Genomic DNA, 23,782 nt, shown 5'->3' on the forward strand with positions numbered 1-23,782 from the left:
TCCACGCTTGGTACCAGTATAGAAAGCCGGTTGTGTGGCATTGGTTCCCTCGGAACAGCAGGCGCAGTTTGCGAGTTAAGCGTGACTAACCTCTTCCACGACCTCATTAAAATCGATGACCCCGGCCTGACAATGGCCTGCAAGCTGCGTGCCGAATGGATCTTTTAGCTCAAGCCCGGATCAAGGGCGTTCAGTCCGAATTCATCGACGCCCTTGGAAAGCTGCGGGTCACCGCGCCCGAGGCGCTCAAATCCATCCTCGATGCCCTGCCGGAAAAGCGGGTCTACCGCTTCGTCAGCGGGCCGGTCGTGGTGCGCGCGCTGGGCAGTCCGCGCACCGAACTCGCTTCCGTCGGCGCGGTGCCGCTGCAATGGAAGATCACCGGCAACGGCGATTTGATCGCACAAGGTGAGACGCGCGAGCCCGTGATCGCCTGGCCCGCCGGCCTGCCGCTCGGCTATCACCGCCTGACCCTGACCGATGCGGCAGGTGCGACGGAAGAGGTGCCGATGATCGTGGCACCGGAGCGTGCCTTTGGTGGTGATTTCGACCGCGGCTGGTTGCTCGCCGTACAGCTCTACAGCGTCCGTTCGGACCGCAATTGGGGCATCGGCGATTTCACCGATCTGGCGGGGCTCGTCCGGCTCGCCAAACAGCTGGGTGCCGATGGCGTCGGGCTCAATCCGCTGCATGTGCTGTTCGACGATCACCCGGCCGATTGCAGTCCCTATTCGCCAAATAGCCGGCTTTTTCTCAATCCGCTTTATATCGATGTCGAGGCCATCCCGGAATTTTCTCCGGACCTCATTCCGAACGCGGCCGCGACCGCTGCGCGGCTGCGCGAAGGCGATCGTGTCCCTTACGCCGACACGGCGGCGCTGAAATGGCTGGGCCTGCGCGCGGCCTTTGACACTTTCGTGAAGTCGGCGAGCGGTGTACGCCGCAACCAGTTCGATGCCTTCCGCGCCGAGCGTGCGCCGCTGTTGTCGCGCTTTGCCTGCTTCGAGGTGCTGCGGCATCGTTTCGCCGCGCCGTGGTGGGAATGGCCGCCGGAATGGCAGCAACCCGATGATGCCAAATGCGCCGGCTTGCGCAACGGCCCTGACAAGCACGAGGTCGAATTCGTCGAGTTCGTGCAATGGACGGCCGACGCACAATTGCGCGCCGCCAAGGATCTGTCAGCGGAACTGGGCATGCGCGTCGGCCTCTATCTCGATGTTGCCGTCGGCGTGCAGTCGAACGGTTTCGATGCCTGGAACGAGCAGACCGCGATCTCGCGTCACCTCGCGGTTGGCGCGCCGCCCGACGTGCTCAACACGGTTGGGCAGGATTGGGGCCTCGCGGGATTCAACGCCGGCGGCCTGGAGGCGCAATCCTTCGTGCCGTTCGCCGACATGGTGGCCGCCTCCATGCGGCATGCCGGCGCGATCAGGCTCGATCACGTACTCGGACTGAAGCGGCTGTACCTGGTGCCGCGCGGCTTCAAGCCCGACAACGGCGCCTATGTGCAGATGCCGCTCGAGGCGCTGCTGGCCGCGGTGGTCAGGGAGAGCGTCACCCATAAATGCATCGTGATCGGCGAAGACCTCGGCACCGTGCCGGAAGGTTTCCGCGAGACCATGCAGGATTTCGGCATCTGGTCCTATCTCGTCATGATGTTCGAGCGCGACGATGCCGGCCATTTCCGCAATATCGACCATTACCGGCCCAACGCACTGGTCACGCTGAACACACATGACCTCTGCACCTATGCGGGCTGGCGCTCGTTCAGCGATCTCAGGATGAAGCGCTCGCTCGGGCTCGATCCAGGCGAGGACGATCAGGCGCGCTGGAACGCGCTCGGCGGGCTCGACGCGATCCTGCGCCAGAACGGCATCAACGCCAACGATCTCTACTCGGTGCTCACCTTCCTGTCGCGCACGCCGTCGCGGCTGCTCGCGGTGTCGATGGAGGACCTGCTCGGCGTGATCGACCAGCCCAATATTCCCGGCACCATCGACGAGCATCCGAACTGGCGCCAGCGCTTGCCCGTTGCGCTCGACAAGATCGCCGCCAAGATCGATCTCGCGGCTTTGAAGGCGGCGACGCGGGAACGTTCGCTGCCCGGCGGGAGTTGATCCGGCGGGATTTCCAAGGTTCGGAAAGCCAGGGCTCGCACGACATTGTCACAGAGGATCGAGGACTATGCGTTGATCGGCGACTGCGAGACCGCAGCGCTGGTCGGGCGCAACGGCTCGATCGACTGGCTGTGCTGGCCTGCCTTCGATTCCGACGCCTGCTTTGCCGCCATCCTCGGTACGCCCGGGAACGGCCGCTGGCTGATTGCGCCGAGCGAGGACGTCACCACGATCTCACGCCGTTATCTCGGCGACACCCTCATCCTGGAAACACGCTTTGAGACCAAAGGCGGCACCGTGTCGCTGGTCGACTTCATGCCGCCGCGCGGCAAGGCCTCCGACATCGTGCGGCTGGTGCGCGGCGTCACGGGCACGGTGAAGATGCGGATGGAGCTGGTGATCCGCTTCGGCTTCGGCGTGAACATTCCCTGGGTGCGGCGGATCGACCACTCGCTGCTGGCGGTCGCGGGCCAGGACATGACGGTGCTGCGCACGCCGGTCGAGACGCGCGGCGAGGATCTGACCACGGTCGCGGAGTTCGAGGTCAGGGACGGCGAGACCGTGCCGTTCGTGCTGACCTACGGTCCGTCGCATCTCGATCCGCCCCAGGCGATCGACCCCGAGATCGCGCTCCGGGAGACCGAGAAATTCTGGAAGCAGTGGAGTGAGCGCTGTGATCGCGAGGGCGATTACCAGAATCTCGTCATGCGCTCGCTGATCACGTTGAAGGCGCTGACCTTCGCCCCCACCGGCGGCATCGTCGCGGCGCCGACCACGTCGCTGCCGGAAAAGCTCGGCGGCGCCAGGAATTGGGACTATCGCTTCTGCTGGCTGCGCGACGCCACCTTCACGCTGCTGGCGCTGATGAACGCCGGATATACTGAGGAGGCCTCGGCCTGGCACAGCTGGCTCCTGCGCGCCGCGGCCGGCTCGCCCGAAAACATGCAGATCATGTACGGCATCTGGGGCCAGCGGCGCCTCCTGGAATGGGAGGCGGGCTGGCTCGGCGGCTATGAGGGCGCGCAGCCGGTGCGCGTCGGCAATGCCGCCCATGCGCAGCTCCAGCTCGACGTCTACGGCGAGTTGATCGATGCCTTCCATCAGTCGCGGATGGCCAAGCTCAAGCTCGATGATGAAGCGACCTGGGCGCTGGAATGCGCGGTGCTCCAGCATCTCGCCGAGGTCTGGGACCAGCCCGATCATGGCATCTGGGAGCGGCGCGGCCAGCCCAGGCACTACGTCTTTTCCAAGGTGATGACCTGGGTCGCCTTCGATCGTGCCATCAAGAGCGCCGAGACATTCGGCTTCAAGGCACCGCTGCTGCACTGGCGCACCTTGCGCGAGGCCATTCACCACGACGTCTGCAACAAGGGTTTCGACGCGGAGGAGAACGCCTTCGTCGAATGCTACGGCTCGAAAATGCTCGATGCCAGCGTGCTGCTGCTCTCCGGCGTCGGCTTTCTGCCGGCAGACGATCCGCGCATCCGCGGCACCGTCACTGCCATTGAAAAGCACATGATGCGCGACGGTTTCGTGCTCCGACACGATCCGCGCGAGATGTCCGGGGAGACCCAGCCAATCGAGGGCGCGTTCCTGGCCTGCACCCTGTGGCTTGCCGATGCCCATGTGCTGGCCGGCGACACCGACAAGGCGCAGCTGCTGTTCGATCGCGTGGCCGCTCTCGCCAACGATGTCGGATTGTTGGCCGAGGAGTATGATTCGATCGCGCGTCGCCAGACGGGCAATTTCCCGCAGGCGCTGACCCACATCGCGCTGATCAACACCGCGCACAATCTGTCAGCCGCGCGGCACGCGAGCGCGAAGCCGGCGATGCAGCGATCGAAGTAAAGGTTCGATTTGGTTGCTTCCACGAAAGTGGTGCGCCCCTTCTCCCGCGAGCGGGAGAGGTTAAGAGAGCCCGCGGCTCGATCGACCCGCTCGATGCAATTTCGCCTCAACCAGCCCCGTTCCGCTTCAAGATCATCTCCATCGCCTCCGCAAAACCGTCCTGCTCGTTGGTCGCGGTGACGTTTGTGGCCTGGTCCTTGACGTTGTCGGTGGCATTGCCCATTGCAATCGAGACGCCGCTGACGCGGAACATGGCGAGGTCGTTCTGCATGTCGCCGATGGTGGCGACCGCATCCAGGGAGATGCCCAGGCGCTTGGCCATGGCCTGCACGAAGGTGCCCTTGTTGAAGCCGGGCGGGGTGATGTCGAGATAATAGGTCTGCGAACGGACGGCGGTCGCCTCACTGCCGAGCGCTTCCTGCATCACCTTTTCGCAACGCTCGAGACCTGCCGCATCGGCACTGGCACCGACGATCTTGCAGGCGCTGGCAAGATACGGCGTAAAGTCCGTCACGATGGTCGGATCGGCGCGGATCGTGTGCTGCTCATGGGCGACATATTTACCGCTCGGATTGTCGATCAGCCATTTGTCCGCGGTGAAGATCCAGATATCGGCGCCGAAATCGCGCAGGATCTGCAGCGATGTCTCGGCCGCGCTTGCCGGGATGAGATGCTGCTCGACCGGATTCATCTCGGGATCGATGATGGAGGAGCCGTTGAACGGACCGACCGGCAGCCACAGCGCCAGTGGCTCGATCAGGAAGCGCATGCCGATCGCAGGCCGGCTGGAGGTGATGGTGAAGGCGACCCCGGCCTGGTGCAACCGCTGCACCGCGGACCGCGCGCGGTCCGTCAATGTCTTGTCCTTGGTCAGCAGCGTGCCGTCGACGTCGGAAACGACCAAAGAGATTTTCGTCATGGTTGAGCCTTGGTTTCCTTGGCCTTGCCTGTCGCGCCGTCGATCTTCAGCTGTCGCATGATGCCGTCGACGATCTCTTCGACGGATTCGTCGATCGACGCCGTGATGACGTGCTCGTCCGCGTCCGGGGGCTCCAGCGTGTTGAACTGGCTGGCGAGAAGCCCGGGCGGCATGAAGTGACCCTTGCGGTGCGCGAGCCGGTCGGCGATCAGCTCCTGCGTGCCCTTGAGGAAGACGAAGCGGACGTCGTCGCGGCCGCGCAGCAGCACGTCACGATAGCTGTGCTTGAGCGCCGAGCAGGCGATGATGACGTGCTCGCCCTTGTTGCAGACCCGCGCGACTTCGTCGGCAATGGCGTTGAGCCAGGGCCAGCGGTCCTCGTCGGTCAGCGGATGGCCGGCTCTCATCTTCTCGACGTTGCTGACGGGGTGAAAGCTGTCGCCATCCTCGAATCGCCAGCCGAGACGCTCGCTGAGCGCCTCTGCAATTGTACTTTTGCCCGAACCCGACACGCCCATCACGATCAACGCACAAGGTGCTTTAACGCCCGCCACGAATCCCCTCCGGAAGCGCGGCCTGGTCGACCAGCCAGACGGTCTCACCATTCGAGCGCGCGCGTACAGCCGGCAGATTCTCGCCATTGAGCAGGCGCGTCAAGATCGCCTGCTTGTCATGGCCTGCAATCTCGAACAGCATTTCACGGCAGGCGGCCAATGCAGGCAGCGTCAACGAGATCCGCGGCACGAAGGGCGCGACATTGGCTTTGGGGACGCCGACGACCCAGCGCGCGGTCTCCTCGACCGCGGGATAGCCGGGAAAGAGCGAGGCGGTGTGCCCGTCGGGTCCGGCGCCCATGAGGACGACGTCAAACAGCGGTCGGGCCGGGTCGAGCTGGTCCGCCCCATAAAAGGCCTTCAACTCGCGCGCATAGGCCTCGGCGCCAACCTCGGGGCTCTCGGCCGCGGTCGGGATCGGATGGATGTGGTCAGACGGCGCGTTGCGATCCAGAAACGTGGCGCGAGCCGCCGCCATGTTGTTGAGGGGATCGCTCTCGGCGACAAAACGCTCGTCGCCAATGAACCAGTGCACGCGGTCCCAAGGGATCCTGCCGCGCCAGGCATCACTGCCCAGCAACTGGTAGAGCTTCTTCGGGCTGGAGCCGCCCGTGAGGCAGATCGCAATGCGGCCGGGATTGGCTGATATCCGGGCCATCACGCGTTCGGCTGCGGCTTGCGCGAGGGCCTCGGCGTCGGCGACGACGATCAGGTTTGGCTTCCCGGCCGCCGCCATCACGTGAACTTCCGCCAGCTGCGGCCGTCGCGTCGCAGCAACTCGTCGGCGCAGGCCGGACCGTCGCTGCCGGCCTCGTAGGTCTCGATACCGTTGGTGCCGGCGTTCTTCCAGGCATCGAGGAACGGCTGCACCGCCTGCCATCCGGCCTCGATGCCGTCGGCGCGCTGGAACAGGATGTTGTCGCCGATCATGCAGTCATAGATCAGCGTTTCGTAGCCGGTCGACGGATCGGCCTGAAAATAGTCGCCGTACTTGAATTTCATCTCGACGCCGTCGATCGTGATGCTCGGTCCCGGAATCTTGGCGTTGAACTGAAGCTCGATCGTCTCGGTCGGCGCGATGCCGATGGTGAGGAAGTTCTGCGAGAGACGGTCGACCGCCGTGCCTGAGAACATCGACAGCGGCGCTTGCTTGAACTTGATCGCGACCTCGGTGCGCTTGTGGGCCAGCGCCTTGCCGGTGCGCAAATAGAACGGCACGCCGGCCCAGCGCCAATTGTCGATCATCAGCTTCAGCGCGACAAAGGTCTCGGTGGTGCTGCCGGGCTTGACATCGCAGGTCTTCCGGTAGTCCGGGATCTGGTCGTCGCCGATGCGGCCTGCGAGATACTGCGCACGAACCGAGCTCCTGACCGCTTCTTCCTGGTTCGGCTGCTGCACCGCGCTGAGGACCTCGGCCTTCTCGGAGCGCACGGAATGCGCGTCGAAGCGCGCCGGCGGCTCCATCGCCACCAGCGACATCAGCTGGAACAGATGGTTCGGCACCATGTCGCGGAGCGCGCCGGTGGCGTCGTAGAAGCCGCCGCGATGGCCGACGCCGAGCTTCTCCTCAACCGTGATCTGGACGTGGTCGATATGGTTGCGATTCCAGATCGGCTCGAACATGCCGTTGGCGAAGCGCAGCACCAGGATGTTCTGCACGGTCTCCTTGCCGAGATAATGATCGATCCGGTAGATCTGGTGCTCGTCCATGATCTTCAGCAGTTCGGCGTTGAGCGCGCGTGCCGAGGCGAGGTCGGTGCCGAAAGGCTTTTCGATCACCAGCCGGCGCCAGGTGCCGTTCTCCTTCATCATGCCCGTGCGGCCGAGCTCGCGCGCGGTCGGTGCGAACGCAGCCGGGGGGGTCGCGAGGTAGAACAGCCTGTTACCGCCGGTGTCCTGCGCGCAGTCCAGCGCATCCAGATGCTCGCGCAGCCGGTCGAACGATGGCGGATCCTTTGCATCGGCCTCGACGAAGCTCACGCGCTCCAGCAGTCTCCTGGCGACGACATCGTCCACCGGACGGGTCGCGAACTCGCGCAGTCCCTTCAACAGGCTCTCGCGCAATTCCTCGTCGGACATGGCGCTGCGGCCAACGCCGACCACGCAGAATTTCTCCGGCAGCAGATGTTCGGCGGCAAGATTGTAAAGCGACGGGATCACGAGACGGTGTGTGAGATCGCCGGTGGCACCGAAAATGACGAAAGCGCAATTTTCCGGCTTGCGCTTGGCTTGCTGGTCTTTTGTCACGAACGAGCGGCCTTCGCTTGATGGTGTCTCTTATTTGATCTTCGAGGCATCGGGCTGCGTCGGCTCCTTGTGGCCACCGAAACCCGCGCGCATCGCGGAGAGAATTTTTTCGGCGAAAGTGTGTTCCCGACGCGAACGGAAACGAGTGTAGAGCGCTGCAGTCAGGACTTCGGCCGGCACGGCCTCGTCGATCGCCGCATTCACGGTCCAGCGGCCCTCGCCCGAATCCTCCACGAAGCCGGAATATTCTGCGAGCTGCGGGCTGTCGGCGAGCGCGGTCGAGGTGAGGTCGAGCAGCCAGGACGGGATCACTGAGCCTCGCCGCCACACTTCGGCGATGTCGGCGAGGTCGAAATCATAGCGATGATCGGCCGGCAACGCGTCGATATTGGCGTTCTTGAGGATGTCGAAGCCTTCGGCATAGGCCTGCATCAGGCCGTATTCGATGCCGTTGTGGATCATCTTGACGAAATGGCCCGCGCCGACCGGGCCGGCATGGATGTAGCCCTGCTCGATGCGGGCGTCGCGGCCGTCGCGTCCCTTGGTGCGCGGAATGTCGCCGGCGCCGGGCGCAAGCGCTGCGAAGATCGGATCGAGCCGGTCGACCACCTGCTTCTCGCCGCCGATCATCATGCAGTAGCCGCGCTCGAGCCCCCAGACGCCGCCCGACGTACCGACGTCGACATAGTGGATGCCGCGCGCCTTCAGCGCCTTGCCGCGGCGGACGTCATCCTGCCAGAAGGTGTTGCCGCCGTCGATGATGACGTCGCCCTCCTGCATCACGCCTGCGATGGTGTCGATGGTCTCCTCGGTGATGCGGCCTGCAGGCAGCATCACCCAGACCGTGCGCGGCCGCTCGAGTTTCGAGACGAACTCTTCCAGCGTTGCCGAACCGGCCGCGCCCTCCGCAGCGAGGCCGGCGACGGCCTTGCTGTCCTTGTCATAGACCACCGTCGAATGTCCCTGGCGCATCAGCCGGCGAACGATGTTGCCGCCCATCCGGCCGAGGCCGATCATGCCGAGTTGCATTGAGATATTCCCTTAGTTCAGTGCGTCGTTGAGCGCCGCATTGAGCGCCGCGAGACCTTTCTCGAGCGGACCCTTCAGGTGCACCCGAAGTGCGCGCCGGCCCCGCTCGGTGAGCACATCGAAGTCGCCGCGCGCCTGCGCTGCCTTGATCACGCCGAAGCTCGCCTTCTGGCCCGGCACCGCCAGGTCCTTGGCGTCATCTGCGGTGATCTGGAGGAACAGGCCGCTGTCGGGGCCGCCCTTGTAGGCTTGTCCGGTGGAGTGCAGGAAGCGCGGCCCGAATTCGGCGCAAGTTGCGACATGCCGTTTCTCGCGCACCTCGAGACGCATGGCCTGAAGCGCGTCGACATTGGCCTTGTCGCGTTCGATGTAGCCGAGCAGGGCGACATAATCGCCGCGGTTGGAACGCGACAGATGCGCCTTCAGCCAGGAGGTGAGGTCGCCATCGGCGCCGGCTGCGCGCAGCGCCTTGGCGTTGGCGGCGTCGGTGTAGAGATCGGCTTCCTTGGTGCTGACGACAGGCTCTTCGGCCGGCAGCGCGCCGGTCTTCTCATAGGCTGACGTCAGTTCGCGGGTCTTGATCTTGGCGGCTTCCACGTCCGGCTGGTCGAACGGGTTGATGCCGAGGATCGCGCCCGCAACGGCAGTTGCCATCTCGAAGCGGAAAAATTCCTGGCCGAGATGCTCGATCGACTTCATGACGATGCGCACGACCGGATGGCCGGCGGCCTCGATTCCGGCCAGGGCCGAGTCGTGGGCAGCGTCGGTCTCTCCTTCGGTACGGATATCGATGAAGAAGCGGTCGTTGCCGTAGAGAGAGGACTCGCCGAGCGGCTCGCCGGCGATCGGGATCAGGCCCTTGCCTTCCTTGCCGGTCGATTCCGCGATGAGCTGCTCGGCCCAGGCACCGAAATCGGCGATCTTCTTCGACGACAGGATCGTCACCTTGTCGCGGCCTTCGAGGCCGGCAAGTCCCATGGCGAGGCCGAGCTGCACGCCCGGATTCTCGGCTGGCGGCACGTCCGGTCCGCAGGAGCGCGCCATCGAGAGGGCATGCTTGAGGAAGGTCTTGACGTCGATGCCGGCCGTGGCCGCCGGCACAAGGCCGAACGGCGACAGCACCGAATAGCGGCCGCCGATCGACGGCTCGCCGTGGAAGATGCGGGCGTAATTCAGCTTCTTGGCGGCCTTTTCCAGCGAGGAGCCGGGATCGGTCACCGCGATGAAGCGGAAGCCGGTCTTGGCCTTGGGGCCGAGCGCCTGCGCGACCCGCTCGTGGAAATAATCCTTCATCGCGTTCGGCTCGGTGGTGCCGCCGGATTTGCTCGAGACGATGAAGACGGTATTGGCGATGTCGATCTTGGCCTCCATCGCCCGCACCTCGGCCGGGTCCGTGGAGTCAAGCACGTGCAGCTTCGGGAAGCCCGGCTTCCGCGCAAAGGTCTCGGCCAGCACCTCCGGACCCAAGCTCGATCCGCCCATGCCCAGCACGACGGCGTCGGAGAATTTCTGGCCCTTCACGCGGTTGGCATAGTCCTCATAATCGGCGACGTCGGCCTTCGCCGCGCTGTCGAGCCAGCCGAGCCATTTGTCCTCGTCCGTCCCGGTCCAGACCGACTTGTCGCGCTGCCACAGCCTGCGGATCTTGGCCGAGGCGCGCCACTCTTCGGTGCTCTTGGCCACCGCCTTGGCGAGGCTGTCACCCAGCGAGAGCTGCTGGCGGTCGATTGCCGGCCCGAGCACGGTTGCGCGCTTGTGGGCGACTGCGCCGTAGAGCTTGTCGGCGGCATCCGCGAACTGCTTGACGCCGTCCCTGACGAGCTCCTCGGTGATCGCGTCGAGCGAGATGCCGGAGCGCTCCAGCTCTTCCAGCACGCGGCGGGCGTCATCGACGTTCTCTTCCAGGCTGTCGCGCGCTTTGCCGTGGTCGCGGAAAGCATCGAGCGTCGCCGGCGGCACGGTGTTGATGGTGTCGGGGCCGATCAGCTCCTCGACATAAAGGACATCGCTGTAATCCTTGTTCTTGGTGCCGGTGGAGGCCCACAGCATGCGCTGCGGCCTGGCGCCCCTGGCGGCGAGCTTCTCCCAGCGCGGACCGGAGAACAGCCGCTTGTAGTCCTGATAGGCGAGCTTGGCGTTGGCGATCGCGACCTTGCCCTTCAGGGCGGCGAGCCGCTCCTTTTCAGATGGGTCGTTGGCGCGGGCAATCTTCTCGTCGAGCTGCTTGTCGACGACGGAGTCGATCCGGCTGACGAAGAAGCTCGCCACGCTCGCGACATGGGAGGGGTCGCCGCCGCCGGCAACGTATTTTTCGAGACCCGCGAGATAGGCCTCGGCCACCTTCAGGTAGACCGCTCTGGAGAACAACAGCGTGATGTTGATGCTGATGCCCTCGCCGATCAGCGTTTCGATCGCCGGCAGCCCCTCAGGCGTCGCCGGCACTTTCACCATCAGGTTCTTGCGGTCGACGTCCTTCCAGAGCCGCCGCGCCTCGGCCACCGTGCCGGATGTGTCCATTGCGAGATAGGGCGAGACCTCGAGGCTGACATAGCCGTCATGGCCCTTGAGCCTGTCATAGACCGGGCGCAGCACGTCGGCGGCGTTCTGGATGTCCTCGACCGCGACCGCCTCGAACAGGTCGGCCACGGTCCGGTCTCCCCGCTTCAGCGCTTTGCCGATCGAGGCGTCGTACTCGTCCGAGCTGCCGATCGCCTTCTCGAAAATCGCGGGATTGGAGGTGATGCCCTTGACGCCGTCGGAGTCGATCAGCCGCTTCAGGTCGCCCTTGCCGATGAAGCCGCGGGCGAGGAAGTCCAGCCAGACGGCTTGTCCGTGCTTTTCCAGTTCTTTGACGGGATTCATGATGCTCTTATCTCCAAGCCTGCGGGCGGAGGGGGTTTCCGCGACGGTCCTGACGCGCTATCCTTTAGCTCACATGCTCCCGGGAGGGAACCAATCAAGGGTACAGGCGTCATACTCCAGGTGTAACTCCGTCACGATCATGGCGATCCAGGCGGCGGTCGCCGTTTTGCGTAATAAAAGATTTGGCCGGATGGTCTGGCTGGATTGCTGCGTGAGATTGATCTGTCGTGCCGCTGAGTGTCATCGGCGGATAGCGCCGACAGTCATTGGCTCGGTCGCGAATGGCCATGCTGGGGGAAAGCATACATGCTTGTCCTGATGGTATTGCCGTCGCCGATAGCCGGGCATCGATTGCGCCGGCCGGCTGTGTGGGTGCATCCCATGATCTCGAAATCGGTCCATGCGTCACGCGTCTGCGGCCGGGGTCGCTGTGAGCCTCGTCGCGACGCTGCTGAGCGCGAGCTTGGCCTTGGAATGGCGGGGTGACTCAGCTCTCACGATGCGACGGTCGGCTATGCCGGGGTCGCGCTGTTCGCCCGGTGACGGACTGTCTTGCACCAGGAAGATGAACGCGACACCCAAGGCATCGCCCTACAAGCGTCATAAGTTCGCCGCGCGCAGATCGTTCTATGTTGCAGTGCCGGATGGAGCGATCCCCGGTATTTGCCCGGATGTGGCGAGCCAGTGACAATTTCTGGAAATGAGCCAAGATAGACGAAGATTCGCACAAATTACAGGCAAGTGCCTGTTCGTAATTCAGCGAGTGCCTACCTTGTGCATTGCGTCGTGTTGGCAGCCGGGTGTCCAATGATCGTCATGTGCTCACGCTGATTCGAAACGCGGCCTGAGGAACGGTCCAGCAACTGCTTTCGTTTCAGCTTGTAGCGGAACTCACGCGGAGAGGGATCATGTACAACGATTCTCTATTCAACGCTTTCGCTCGGTCGTTCGAGGCGAGAAGCCAGCACGACATGTCGATGGCGGAATATCTGGAATCGTGTCGAAGCGATCCCATGAAATACGCGAATGCGGCCGAACGGTTACTAGCGGCGATCGGCGAGCCTCAGACGATTGACACGGCCAAGGACCCACGCCTTGGCCGTATTTTTTTGAACCGCACCATCCGTACCTATCCGGCCTTTGCCGGCTTCTACGGCATGGAAGAAACCATCGAGCGCATCGTCGGCTTCTTCCGCCATGCGGCGCAAGGACTAGAGGAGCGCAAGCAGATTCTGTATCTGCTCGGGCCTGTCGGCGGCGGCAAATCCTCTCTCGCCGAGCGGCTGAAGTCGCTGATGGAAGTGCATCCGATCTACGTGCTCAAGGCCGGCGATGAACTCTCGCCGGTGTTCGAGAGCCCCCTCAGCCTGTTCGATCCCGATCATCTCGGTCCGATGCTGGAAGAGAAGTATGGCATTCCGCGCCGGCGTCTCACCGGTCTGATGAGTCCGTGGTGCTACAAGCGGCTCGAAGCTTTCGGCGGCGACATTTCTCAGTTTAGAGTCGCAAAAATCCAGCCGTCGCGGTTGCGCCAGATCGCAATCTCCAAGACCGAGCCCGGTGACGAGAACAACCAGGACATCTCCTCGCTCGTCGGCAAGGTCGATATCCGCAAGCTCGAGACCTACGCTCAGAACGATCCCGACGCCTACAGCTATTCGGGCGGCCTCAACCGCGCCAATCAGGGCGTGCTGGAGTTCGTCGAGATGTTCAAGGCGCCGATCAAGATGCTGCACCCGTTGCTGACCGCAACGCAGGAAGGTAACTATATCGGCACCGAGAATATCGGCGCGATCCCGTTCACCGGCGTCATCCTCGCGCACTCCAACGAGGCGGAATGGGCGAGCTTCAAGTCCAACAAGAACAACGAAGCCTTCATCGACCGCATCTGCGTCATCAAGGTGCCGTACTGCCTGCGCGTCACCGAAGAGCAGAAGATCTACGAGAAACTGATCCAGGGCTCCGAGCTCGCGTCCGCCCCCTGCGCGCCCTCGACCTTGGAGACGCTGGCGCGATTCTCGGTGATGTCGCGCCTGCGCAAGCACGAGAACTCGACGCTGTTCGGCAAGATGCGGGTCTATGACGGCGAGAGCCTGAAGGAATCCGATCCCAAGGCGCGCAGCGTCCAGGAATATCGCGATGCCGCTGGCGTCGATGAGGGCATGGACGGCGTCTCCACCCGCTTTGCCTTCAAGATCCTGGCTGCGACATTCAATCACGATCCGCAGGAAGTCGCCGCCGACGCCGTGCATCTGATGTACGCGCTGGAGCAGTCGATCCGCAGGGAGCAGCTGCCCGAGGAAGTCGAAAAGCGCTACCTCGAATTCATCAAGGCCGAGCTCGCGCCGCGCTACGCCGAATTCATCGGCAACGAGATCCAGAAGGCCTATCTGGAATCCTACTCGGATTACGGCCAGAACCTGTTCGACCGTTACGTCGATTACGCCGACGCCTGGATCGAGGATCAGGACTTCAAGGACCCTGATACGGGCCAGCTGCTCGATCGCGAGCTTTTGAACCAGGAGCTGACGAAAATCGAGAAGCCGGCGGGCATCGCCAACCCCAAGGACTTCCGGAACGAGGTCGTCAAATTCTCGTTACGCTCCCGGGCCCAGAACGGCGGCAAGAATCCGACCTGGACCTCCTACGAGAAGATTCGCGATGTGATCGAAAAGCGGATATTCTCTCAGGTCGAGGACCTGCTTCCGGTCATCTCGTTCGGTTCGAAGAAGGACGGCGAGACGGAGAAGAAGCACGGCGAATTCGTCGCACGCATGGTGGAGCGTGGCTACACCGAGCGTCAGGTTCGCCGACTGGTCGAATGGTACATGCGCGTGAAGCAAGCCGGTTGAGGCGGATGAGAAAGTGGCCATTCACATCATCGACAGGCGCCTGAATCCAGGCGGCAAGAGCCTTGAGAACCGCCAGCGGTTCTTGCGTCGGGCCAAATCCCTGGTGCAGGGCGCCGTCAAGAAGACCTCGCAGGAACGCGAAATCAAGGACGTCCTGGAGGGTGGTGAGGTCACGATCCCGCTCGACGGGATGCACGAGCCGCGTTTCCGCCGTGAAGGCGGAACGCGGGACATGGTGCTGCCCGGCAACAAGAAGTTCATCGAGGGCGACTATCTCCAGCGCCAGGGCCAGGGCAGCGCCAAGGATTCCGGACCGGGTGAGGGCGACAGCGAAGATGCCTTCCGCTTCGTGCTGAGCCGCGATGAATTCGTCGATCTCTTCCTCGATGATCTCGAGCTGCCCGATTTGGCCAAGCGCAAGATCGCGCAGACCGAGAGCGAAGGCATCCAGCGCGCCGGCTACACCACGTCGGGTTCGCCCGCCAACATCTCGGTGAGCCGAACGGTGAAGCTTGCGCTTGCCCGCCGCATCGCGCTCAAGCGTCCGCGCAAGGACGAGGTCGAGGAGCTGGAAGCCGCGATTGAGGCCTGCACCGACGAGGACGAGCGCGCCGAGCTTGTCGCCCGGCTCGAAAAGCTGAAGGCCAAGACCAAGCGCATTCCCTTCATCGACCCGCTCGACATCCGCTACCGCCGCTACGAGAAGATGCCGCGGCCGGTCGCGCAGGCCGTGATGTTCTGCCTGATGGACGTGTCGGGCTCGATGTCCGAGCACATGAAGGATCTGGCAAAGCGCTTCTACATGCTGCTCTACGTGTTCCTCAAGCGGCGCTACAAGCATGTCGAGATCGTCTTCGTCCGCCATACCGATCGCGCCGAAGAGGTCGACGAGCAGACCTTCTTCTACGGTCCGGCCTCCGGCGGCACACTGGTCTCCAGCGCGCTGCAGGCGATGCACGAGATCGTGCGCGAGCGCTTCAATCCCTCGGACTGGAACATCTATGCCGCGCAAGCCTCCGACGGCGACAATTCCTATTCCGACGGCGAGCTCACCGGTCTCTTGCTGACCGAAAAGATCCTGCCGGCCTGCCAGTTCTTCGCCTATCTCGAGGTCGGGGAATCCGGCGGCAGCGCCTTCGATCTCTCCGATTCCTCGCTCTGGACCCTCTACGAGCGCCTCCGCAACTCCGGCGCACCGCTTTCGATGCGCAAGGTCTCTGAGCGCAGCGAGATCTTTCCGGTGTTCCACGACCTGTTCCAGCGCCGCGAAACTGCCCAGGAGAAAGCCGCTCCATGACGGAACGCTTGTTCGAAGGCGCCGATTGGGATTTCCACACCTTGCAGCGCATTACCGATGCGTGCGAGGAGGTGGCGCTGAAGGGTCTCGGTCTCGACGTCTACCCGAACCAGATCGAGGTCATCACCGCCGAGCAGATGCTGGATGCCTATTCCTCGGTCGGCATGCCGCTGTTCTACAAGCACTGGTCGTTCGGCAAGCACTTCGCGTATCACGAGGCCTCCTACCGCAAGGGCCTGATGGGCCTTGCCTATGAGATCGTGATCAACTCCTCGCCCTGCATCTCCTACCTCATGGAGGAGAACACGGCGACGATGCAGACGCTGGTGATCGCGCACGCGGCCTTCGGTCACAACCACTTCTTCAAGAACAATTATCTGTTCAAGCAGTGGACCGATGCCGAGGGCATTCTGGACTATCTGGATTTCGCCAAGAACTACGTCATGCAGTGCGAGGAGCGCTACGGCCGCACCGAGGTCGAGCGCACGCTGGATGCCGCGCACGCGCTGATGTCGCACGGCATCGACCGCTATCCCGGCAAGAAGCAGTTGGATCTGCGCGAGGAAGAAAAGCGGGCAGGGCGTCGCCGGCAGCACGAGCAGGAAGTCTTCAACGACCTCTGGCGCACGGTACCCAAGGGCGCCTCGAAGGCCCGGACCGCGATCTCGCTCGAACGACGCCGCAAGCTGCTCGGCCTGCCGCAGGAAAACCTGCTCTATTTCCTGGAGAAGAGCGCGCCAAGGCTGGCGCCCTGGCAGCGCGAGCTCCTGCGCATCGTCCGCCACATCGCGCAATATTTCTATCCGCAGAGCCAGACCAAGGTGATGAATGAGGGGACGGCGACCTACGTCCACTATCGCATCATGAGCCAGCTGCATCAGCAGGGCCGCATCACCGACGGCAACTTCCTCGAATTCCTGGGATCGCACACCAACGTGGTGTTCCAGCCCGAATTCGACGATCCGCGCTTCTCCGGCTTCAATCCCTATGCGCTCGGCTTCGCAATGATGCAGGACATCGAGCGCATCGTCACCAATCCGCAAGATGAGGACCGCGAGTGGTTCCCCGATATCGCCGGCAGGAACGACGTGATGGGCGTGCTGCGCGACGTCTGGGCCAATTATCGTGACGAGAGCTTCATCGGCCAATTCCTGAGTCCGAAGCTGATGCGGCACTTCCGCATGTTCCACCTGCACGACGATCCCGAGGAGCGCGCCGGCATCCGCGTCGATGCCATCCACGACGAGCGCGGCTTCCGCCGGGTTCGCCGCGAGCTGGCGCGGCAGCACGACGTCGGCTTCATCGATGCCAATATCGAGGTGGTCGACGTCGATCTCTCCGGCGACCGCCGGCTGATCCTGCATCACCGCGTCATCAAGGGTTCGCAGCTCAACGAGACCGATGCCAAGCGGGTGCTTCAGCATCTCGCCGATCTCTGGACCTACGACGTCTCGCTGATCGAGGTCGATTCCAGCGACAAGGTGCTGCGGGAGTATGTCGTCAGCCCGCGTCCGATCGCGGCGGCGGTGGCCTGAGGCGGGCGCGCGAAGCGACATGGCGGGATGTGCGTTGATGTGCCCTCGCCCCTTGCGGGAGAGGGCAGCGACGGCGGGAGACACAAGCTCGCTCGGGTGAGGGGTATTCCCGGCACACTTTGGTGTTCGTGGATACTCACATCCGGCGCTTCGCGCCACCTTCTCCCGCAAGGGGAGAAGGAAGGCGCCGTGGCTGCATGGCGTGCCTACGCCGGTCGCTTCTTCTTCGACCCATTCAGCTCCACGGCCGCGCGGATGAGCGCCTTCAAGGCTTTCTCGTTGATCTTCGCACCCTCGCCGATATCGATCGCGCGCCGCACATTCCCGTCGAGGCTGGAGTTGAACAGGCCGGCCGGATCGTCCAGCGCCGCGCCCCTGGCAAAGGTCAGCTTCACCACGGTCTTGTAGGTCTCGCCGGTGCAGATGATGCCGTCGTGCTCCCACACGGGAACGCCGCGCCATTTCCATTCCTCGACGACATCAGGATCGGCCTCCTTGATCAGCGCGCGGATTCGCTTCAACGTCTCGCCGCGCCAGTCGCCGAGCTCCTTGATCCGACCGTCGATCAGCTTTGACGGCGACGGCCCGTCCGTTTCTTTCTTGTTTGCGGTCACGGCCTTCTTCATCATCGCGCCTCGCTGGAGCGGCCGAGATAGGGCTGCGCGAACATATAGAGCCCGGTCGCGAGCAGCGGGATCAGCGGCACGAAAGCCAGCAGTCCGATCCATGTCGCCTGAATCTGCATGGTCAGCGCAACGATGTTGGCGATCACGGCAATCGTGAAGGCAATCGACAGCCAGCGATGGATCTGCCGGATCCACGTGTTCGAACTCATCTCAATCTCCTTCGGCAATGTGTGGGATGGACGGAATCAGCCGGACTATTCGGTCCGCGCCAGCAGCTCGTCCAGCTTGGTGAAAAACTGCTTCCAGCCGGCATGCGCTCCGCCATAGGCCTGCTTCTGGCTGGGACGGAAGCCTGCCTGCTCGACGCGCAGATGCGTGCCTGATCCCCGTGGGGTGAGTGTGAACGTCACGACGCTCTTGAGGTCGTAGGCCGCGTCCTCATGCGTGAAATTCCAGGTGTAGGCGAGCGAGCGTTGCGGTTCGATGGCGAGCACCTCGCAGTCCAGCACACCGCCCCATTCGCCGCGCAGATTGAAGCGATGACCGACCGATGGCTTGAAGTCGTTCTTCATCAGCCATTCCTCGATCAGATGCGGCTGCGTCAGCGCGCGCCACAGCCGCTCCGGGGGAAAGGCAAATTCCCGCTCGATCACCACGGAACGTGTTTCGGTCGCAGCTTCAGTCATTGGTCCATCCTCTTGAGGAGATCGTCGAGCGCATCGAGCCGGTTCTGCCAGAAGCCCGCCATCTGGCTGGTCCAGTCGATCAGTGGATCGAGCGCACCGGGCTGCGCGCTGTAATGGGTTTGGCGTCCTTCGTGGCGGTCACGCACCAGGCCCGCCTGCTTCAGCGCGCCCAGATGTTTTGAGACCGCCGGCTGGGAAACGCCTGATGTCGCCGTCAGTGCCCCGACCGTCTGCTCGCCCTCGCGGCAAAGCCGCTCGAAGATCGCCCGCCTTGTGGGGTCGGCGAGCGTCCGGAACAGGAGGTCGGGGGCGGCAGACATCGGGAATCCATAACTCAGAAGTTATGGATCAACCCATAACCGTGGAGTTATGGGTGTGTCAAGTGCGATCGAAGTGAGTAGGCGACTCTGCGGGCTCCGCCTTCCCTCGCCCGCTTGCGGGAGGGCTTTTTGCTCCGGGGGATTGTCCCGTCGCGGAGACACCCCCTCCCCCGCAAGCCGGGAGAGAGCGCGAATTCGCGGCAGCCGTTACGGCCGCAAATACAGATACCCCTGCGACTGAAGCTCAGCGAGATGAACCACGCCGCCCTTCTCCGCACTCACGAACCCCGGCAGCAGATCGGTCAGCTTGATGTTCTGCGCCTTCATGGTGTTGCCGCAGGCGGCGAGCTCGACGCCGTCCTTCGCGAAATTGCTGATCCGCCGGCTGACGTCGGGGTTGGCGTGCGCCCAGTGGAACGCCTTCAACGCCGGCCCGTGGATGACAAGCGCGAGCTTGACGTGGTCGGGACCGCCGACGCCGTCGATGTGGTTCTGGATGTTGCCGAGCACGAGATTGACCTTGTCGGCGTCAGCGAGGTGATAGACGACCTTCAGCTTGTCGGGCTTGGTGGGTTCAGCCGCCGCTTTGGCGCGCGAGGCCGCAAAGGTTGCGCCAAGCGCCGAGACGGTGCTCCACAACATGTTCCGGCGGTTCATGATGATCTCCTGATTTTGCCGGAGGCATATCACTTGTGGCGCAGCGCAGCGAGTTCCTTGCGGTCGGTCACCAACGCGGCGCACTCGCTGTTGTCGGTCCGATCGAGCCGGAAAATCCCGTCGTCCTGGCCTGCGACCAGGGATCGGTCTTTATCTTCAGTCGGGTTGTTGTGCAGCCAGATCCTGATGCTTTCGAGCCGCACGATGGCTGACTTGTCGTCCTTTGACAGTGCAATGCCGACGCCGCCGCCCTCGCAATCGACGCCGCAGTCGAGGCGCACCTCGCTGCCGTGCTTGGTAAACACCGCGTGGTGGCAGGAGCCGCTGGAGTCGAAAGCGCCGCTGCGGTGGCGATAGTGGAAGCCGATCCGGAACGAGTTGCGCAGCTGATTGTCCACTGCGTCGGTCTCGGCCGAGACCAGCAGCTTCATCGAGGCAACCTTCTGCTTCGGATGCTGCGCCAGATGTGCGGCATCGTAACGGCGAACGAAGCAGGCATAGGCCGTCTTGCCGGGTGGGCCTGCATAGATGCGCGCGTTGAAGGTATCGGCTTCGGCCGTGGTGGCCTCGTGGATATCGTCGACCTCCTCGGCCCGGGCGGCGCCGATGAAGGCGGCGAGGGCAAGCGGGAGGATGAGGGCAAGCTTCATGATCGCACCGGGGACGTTGGCCATTGACGGCCCGTATCGGGAAGGAAGCGGGCCGTTGCGGTTTAGTCGCAAGCCGCTCGCCGAGCGTTCATCTGCCCTCGCTCCGGCAGCCTCGCTGAAGTAGTGTGGAGCTTTCCGAGGTCGAACAGGTTGTCGCGCAACGTGTCGCGGAGAATAGACGCAGGTTAATGGGTGCGCTCGCGTCAGCCTTAGTCGCCGTCGGACCAGGAAGGTTCAGCGGCGCTTGTATCTGGGAACCGCGCGCGGTCCGCTACGACGTTGTCGCGGTTCATCGATGTGATACTCTTCACAGGCAATCGCATTTCGGAGTTTTAAGCTGATCCGTCTTTGCAAGTTTGTGGAGCCCCGTCATGGGCGAAATTCGCAACTTCAGATCCGGAAATCACGGCGAGCCGCCTCCGCAGGGCTCAATGCCCCGTCGCCTCGCTGCGATCATTGTCGGTGACATTGCTTCCTACAGCCGCTTGATGCAAGCCGACGAGGAAGGCACGCATGTCCGTGTCAAGCGGATCGAGCGAGACCTCATTGGGCCCAGCATCATCGAGCATCATGGCGCGCTGGTGAAGACGACCGGCGATGGCTTCATCGCGATTTTCGACAGTCCTGTCGAGGCTGTCAGGTGCAGTATCGTCATTCAGCAGAATCTCATCGGCCGCAACGCTTCGCTGCCGAGGGAATCGCGGATCGAATACCGGATCGGCATCAACCTGGGTGACGTGATCGTAGAACCGGACGACGTGTATGGCGACGGCGTCAACATTGCCACGCGCATCGAGGGAATCGCCGATCCCGGTCAGGTCTACATTTCGGGCGCGATCTACGAGCAGATCAAGCACAAGGTCGTGTGCGGCTACGAGTCGCTCGGAGACCGCAAGGTCAAGAACATCACGGATCCCGTTCGCGTCTATCGCGTCCTGCCGGACGCCGATGCGGTCGGGAGGACACGGGGCCGGCGCGAGAACACGCTGATCTTTCTCCTCGCGGTCACGCTGCTGGTGATTGCTGCCGGCGTGCTGGGATATCTGCTGGCGCAGCAGCCGGGCAAGACAGGCGAGCGCGCCGCCGCGCCGGCCGTCCCTCCGGTCGCATCTCCAAGTCCGCAACCGCCGCCACGCGAAGCGGCGGCGCCGACACCTCAACCGTCTCCGTCAGTGGCCGCCTCAACTCCGTCATCCGCGCCGTCGCCGAGCCCATCGGCGACGCCCGCCCGCGAACCCGAGATGATCGCCATTCGCGGCGGCAGCTTCGCGATGGGAAGCAATGACGACCCGACCGAGCGGCCTGTCCACCAGGTGACGATCAAGCCATTTTCAATCGGCAAGTACCCGGTGACGACCGCCGAATGGAACGAATGCGCTGCTGCGAAGGCATGCGGATTTGTTGCGACCGGAAAGGACGATGCGCCCGTCACCAATGTGAGCTGGACCGACGCGCAGCAGTACGTGGCCTATCTCGCGCAAGCAGCCAAAAAGCCCTATCGGCTTCCGAGCGAAGCCGAATGGGAATTTGCCGCCCGCGGCGGAACGCAGACCAAATACTGGTGGGGTGACAAGCTCCAGTCGGGCATGGCCGGATGCAAGGATTGCGGTGATCTCGCGGCCGAGCAGCCGGCGAAGGTCGGCAGCTTCAAGCCGAATCCATTCGGGCTCCATGACATGGGCGGCGGCGTCGACCAGTGGGTCGAGGACTGCTGGCACAGAACCTACCAGGGCGCGCCTGGTGACGGCTCGGCGTGGAACGGCGGGGACTGTACATCGCATGTCTTGCGCTCGGGCTCGTGGAAGAACGATTCGAGATATGTGAGGCCATCCAACCGCGATGGCTACGACACCAATGTTCGCTATCCGACGCATGGATTCCGAGTCGCTCTTGGTCCTTAGTCAGGGGAGTGGGTTTGATGCAAATCCTTCGTTGCATCACGTTGTCGATGGCGCTTGCGTTGCTTCCGGGCACAGCACTTGCGCAAGGCAAGACAGCTCCAAAGGACGCAAAGCTCTACTTCATCACCCCGTATGACGGGCAGAAGGTCCGCGGCGGATTCTGGGTCCGGTTCGGCTTACGCAACATGGGGGTGACGCATGCCGGTGATGATTACCAGAACGCCGGTCATCATCATTTGCTTGTCGACGTCACCGACCCGATTGACCCGAAGGAGCCGATTCTCCAGGACAAGTCGCATCTGCATTTCGGCGCGGGACAGACCGAAACGTTTCTGGAGCTCCCGCCCGGCACCCACACCCTTCAGCTGCTGCTGGGCGATGCCAAGCACTATCCGTTCGATCCGCCCGTCGTCTCAGACAAGATCACCGTGCGTGTCAGGCCACCGTCGCAGCGCAGCCAGTGATTCAGCGCAGGCTGGCGTTGATCTTGTCCAGCACCGCCGAGCCCGGGCACAGCGTGTCCGCTTCGAGCCTGTTGAGCGGCGTCTCGACCGTGTTGAGATGGGCGTGCAGATCTTCCGCATCGGGATCCACATAGAGCAGGCCGGTGACGATCTGTCCCTTGGCGGCGTGCTTGGCGAGGAAGGTCTGGGCCCCCAACCGGTCATGGGGATCGTAGTCGGCATCGATCTTGCGCAGCGCGATCTTGCTGCCGTCATGTTGTTCGACCACCTGCACCGTACCAGGCGCGTAGTCGACCGCAATGGGGTCGCGGCCGACCAGCACGTCGAGCCGGTTCACGGCGTCGTTGTGCTCACGGACGTAATCGAAGCTCTTGGTCGAGCCGGCGTGATTGTTGAAGGCGATGCAGGGGCTGATGACGTCGATGAAGGACGCGCCCTTGTGGCGGATTGCGGCTGCGATCAGCGGCACCAGCTGGGTCTTGTCGCCGGAGAACGAGCGCGCCACGAAGGTGGCGCCGAGTTGCAGTGCGATCGCGACGAGGTCGATGGCGTTGTCGGTGTTGGTCACGCCCTTCTTCGACTTTGAGCCGCGGTCGGCGGTGGCCGAGAACTGACCCTTGGTCAGGCCGTAGACGCCGTTGTTCTCGACGATATAGGTCATGTTGACGCCGCGCCGGATCGAATGCGCGAACTGGCCGAAGCCGATCGAGGCGGAATCGCCGTCGCCGGAGACGCCGAGATAGATCAGGTCGCGGTTGGCGAGATTGGCGCCGGTCAGCACTGACGGCATGCGGCCGTGCACGGAGTTGAAGCCATGCGAATTGCCGAGGAAATAGTCTGGCGTCTTGGACGAGCAGCCGATGCCGGAGATCTTTGCCACCCGGTGCGGCTCGATCGAGAGCTCGTAGCAGGCCTCGATGATCGACGCCGTGATCGAATCATGGCCGCAGCCGGCGCACAGCGTCGAGATCTTGCCCTCGTAGTCGCGGTGCGTGTAGCCGAGCTCGTTCTTCTTCAGCCCGGGATGATGAAATTTCGGCTTTGCGATGTAGGTCATGACAATTTCTTTCTGCTTCCTCGCCGCAATCCCACGTCTTTCAGCCCCGCCCGGGCTGTTGCTGCGGCAACCCGTCATTGCGAGCGCAGCGAAGCAATCCAGAATCCCTCCGCGGCAAGGCTCTGGATTGCTTCGCTGCGCTCGCAAAGACGATGTAGATG

20 protein-coding genes are annotated in these 23,782 nt (G+C 63.3%); 7 read left to right on the top strand and 13 right to left on the bottom strand.

The genetic code is table 11. The features are described from left to right. The first annotated feature begins 155 nt into the window (after positions 1-155). Together malQ and ACVWZ4_RS19725 are read left to right on the top strand one after the other, a co-directional pair. Positions 156-2,117, top strand: a complete 1,962-nt coding sequence (gene malQ / locus ACVWZ4_RS19720) for a 4-alpha-glucanotransferase (protein ID WP_456740997.1) — start codon at positions 156-158, stop codon at positions 2,115-2,117. 45 nt (positions 2,118-2,162) lie between these two features. Next, the gene (locus ACVWZ4_RS19725) at positions 2,163-3,965 is read left to right on the top strand and encodes a glycoside hydrolase family 15 protein (RefSeq protein ID WP_456740998.1); all 1,803 of its coding nucleotides are present in this window, start codon (positions 2,163-2,165) and stop codon (positions 3,963-3,965) included. A gap of 106 nt (positions 3,966-4,071) precedes the next feature. On the opposite strand, the gene ACVWZ4_RS19730 is transcribed toward ACVWZ4_RS19725, so the two are convergent. Genes ACVWZ4_RS19730 through ACVWZ4_RS19755 form a run of 6 tightly spaced genes read right to left on the bottom strand, consistent with a single transcriptional unit; the run spans position 4,072 to position 11,576 of the window. Beyond that, on the bottom strand, positions 4,072-4,884 hold the full coding sequence (locus ACVWZ4_RS19730) for an HAD family hydrolase (RefSeq protein ID WP_456740999.1): 813 nt from the start codon (positions 4,882-4,884) through the stop codon (positions 4,072-4,074). Then, complete coding sequence (locus tag ACVWZ4_RS19735) at positions 4,881-5,438, bottom strand: gluconokinase (RefSeq protein WP_456699182.1); 558 nt, start codon at positions 5,436-5,438, stop codon at positions 4,881-4,883. Before ACVWZ4_RS19735 ends, ACVWZ4_RS19730 begins: the two co-directional genes overlap by 4 nt. Continuing rightward, positions 5,425-6,174 (bottom strand): 6-phosphogluconolactonase, encoded by a 750-nt coding sequence (pgl, locus tag ACVWZ4_RS19740; protein WP_456741000.1) that lies wholly within the window; start codon positions 6,172-6,174, stop codon positions 5,425-5,427. Before pgl ends, ACVWZ4_RS19735 begins: the two co-directional genes overlap by 14 nt. After that, a complete protein-coding gene (gene zwf / locus ACVWZ4_RS19745; RefSeq protein ID WP_456741001.1) occupies positions 6,174-7,685 on the bottom strand; it encodes a glucose-6-phosphate dehydrogenase in 1,512 nt (503 codons plus the stop codon). Before zwf ends, pgl begins: the two co-directional genes overlap by 1 nt. 30 nt (positions 7,686-7,715) lie before the next feature. Continuing rightward, positions 7,716-8,714 (bottom strand): phosphogluconate dehydrogenase (NAD(+)-dependent, decarboxylating), encoded by a 999-nt coding sequence (gene gnd / locus ACVWZ4_RS19750; RefSeq protein ID WP_456736082.1) that lies wholly within the window; start codon positions 8,712-8,714, stop codon positions 7,716-7,718. 12 nt (positions 8,715-8,726) lie between these two features. Next, complete coding sequence (locus ACVWZ4_RS19755) at positions 8,727-11,576, bottom strand: bifunctional transaldolase/phosoglucose isomerase (protein ID WP_456741002.1); 2,850 nt, start codon at positions 11,574-11,576, stop codon at positions 8,727-8,729. Between the two features lie 908 nt (positions 11,577-12,484). Between ACVWZ4_RS19755 and ACVWZ4_RS19760 the strand changes: the two genes are divergently transcribed. From ACVWZ4_RS19760 to ACVWZ4_RS19770, 3 genes are read left to right on the top strand one after another with little or no spacing between them, the layout of a single operon-like run. Continuing rightward, on the top strand, positions 12,485-14,428 hold the full coding sequence (locus ACVWZ4_RS19760) for a PrkA family serine protein kinase (protein ID WP_092237520.1): 1,944 nt from the start codon (positions 12,485-12,487) through the stop codon (positions 14,426-14,428). A 19-nt stretch (positions 14,429-14,447) separates the two neighbouring features. After that, on the top strand, positions 14,448-15,725 hold the full coding sequence (locus tag ACVWZ4_RS19765) for a YeaH/YhbH family protein (RefSeq protein ID WP_456705062.1): 1,278 nt from the start codon (positions 14,448-14,450) through the stop codon (positions 15,723-15,725). Next, complete coding sequence (locus ACVWZ4_RS19770) at positions 15,722-17,260, top strand: SpoVR family protein (protein ID WP_456699176.1); 1,539 nt, start codon at positions 15,722-15,724, stop codon at positions 17,258-17,260. Before ACVWZ4_RS19765 ends, ACVWZ4_RS19770 begins: the two co-directional genes overlap by 4 nt. Positions 17,261-17,466: 206 nt before the next feature. Here the strand turns inward: ACVWZ4_RS19770 and ACVWZ4_RS19775 are convergent, their stop codons facing one another. The 6 genes from ACVWZ4_RS19775 to ACVWZ4_RS19800 form a co-directional block, all read right to left on the bottom strand. Next, entirely contained in the window at positions 17,467-17,886 is a 420-nt protein-coding gene (locus tag ACVWZ4_RS19775) for a DUF1801 domain-containing protein (protein ID WP_456705061.1), read from the bottom strand. After that, positions 17,886-18,095: a hypothetical protein gene (locus tag ACVWZ4_RS19780; RefSeq protein WP_456699175.1), complete on the bottom strand. Its 210-nt coding sequence runs from the start codon at positions 18,093-18,095 to the stop codon at positions 17,886-17,888. The genes ACVWZ4_RS19775 and ACVWZ4_RS19780 overlap by 1 nt, the downstream gene beginning before the upstream one ends. 45 nt (positions 18,096-18,140) lie before the next feature. Next, the gene (locus ACVWZ4_RS19785; RefSeq protein ID WP_456736080.1) at positions 18,141-18,572 is read right to left on the bottom strand and encodes an SRPBCC family protein; all 432 of its coding nucleotides are present in this window, start codon (positions 18,570-18,572) and stop codon (positions 18,141-18,143) included. Further along, the gene (locus tag ACVWZ4_RS19790) at positions 18,569-18,892 is read right to left on the bottom strand and encodes an ArsR/SmtB family transcription factor (RefSeq protein WP_456736079.1); all 324 of its coding nucleotides are present in this window, start codon (positions 18,890-18,892) and stop codon (positions 18,569-18,571) included. The genes ACVWZ4_RS19785 and ACVWZ4_RS19790 overlap by 4 nt, the downstream gene beginning before the upstream one ends. Before the next feature lie 207 nt (positions 18,893-19,099). Further along, positions 19,100-19,549: a DsrE family protein gene (locus ACVWZ4_RS19795; protein WP_456741003.1), complete on the bottom strand. Its 450-nt coding sequence runs from the start codon at positions 19,547-19,549 to the stop codon at positions 19,100-19,102. Between the two features lie 29 nt (positions 19,550-19,578). Next, positions 19,579-20,199 (bottom strand): hypothetical protein, encoded by a 621-nt coding sequence (locus ACVWZ4_RS19800; protein ID WP_456738218.1) that lies wholly within the window; start codon positions 20,197-20,199, stop codon positions 19,579-19,581. A gap of 371 nt (positions 20,200-20,570) precedes the next feature. Between ACVWZ4_RS19800 and ACVWZ4_RS19805 the strand changes: the two genes are divergently transcribed. After that, complete coding sequence (locus ACVWZ4_RS19805) at positions 20,571-22,100, top strand: SUMF1/EgtB/PvdO family nonheme iron enzyme (protein WP_456699171.1); 1,530 nt, start codon at positions 20,571-20,573, stop codon at positions 22,098-22,100. Between the two features lie 17 nt (positions 22,101-22,117). Then, positions 22,118-22,564, top strand: coding sequence for a DUF4399 domain-containing protein (locus tag ACVWZ4_RS19810; protein WP_456699170.1), 447 nt, complete (start codon positions 22,118-22,120; stop codon positions 22,562-22,564). A gap of 1 nt (position 22,565) precedes the next feature. On the opposite strand, the gene ACVWZ4_RS19815 is transcribed toward ACVWZ4_RS19810, so the two are convergent. Continuing rightward, on the bottom strand, positions 22,566-23,621 hold the full coding sequence (locus tag ACVWZ4_RS19815) for a 2-oxoacid:ferredoxin oxidoreductase subunit beta (RefSeq protein ID WP_456699169.1): 1,056 nt from the start codon (positions 23,619-23,621) through the stop codon (positions 22,566-22,568). Positions 23,622-23,782 lie beyond the last annotated feature (161 nt).

Source organism: Bradyrhizobium sp. USDA 4472, assembly GCF_054058595.1.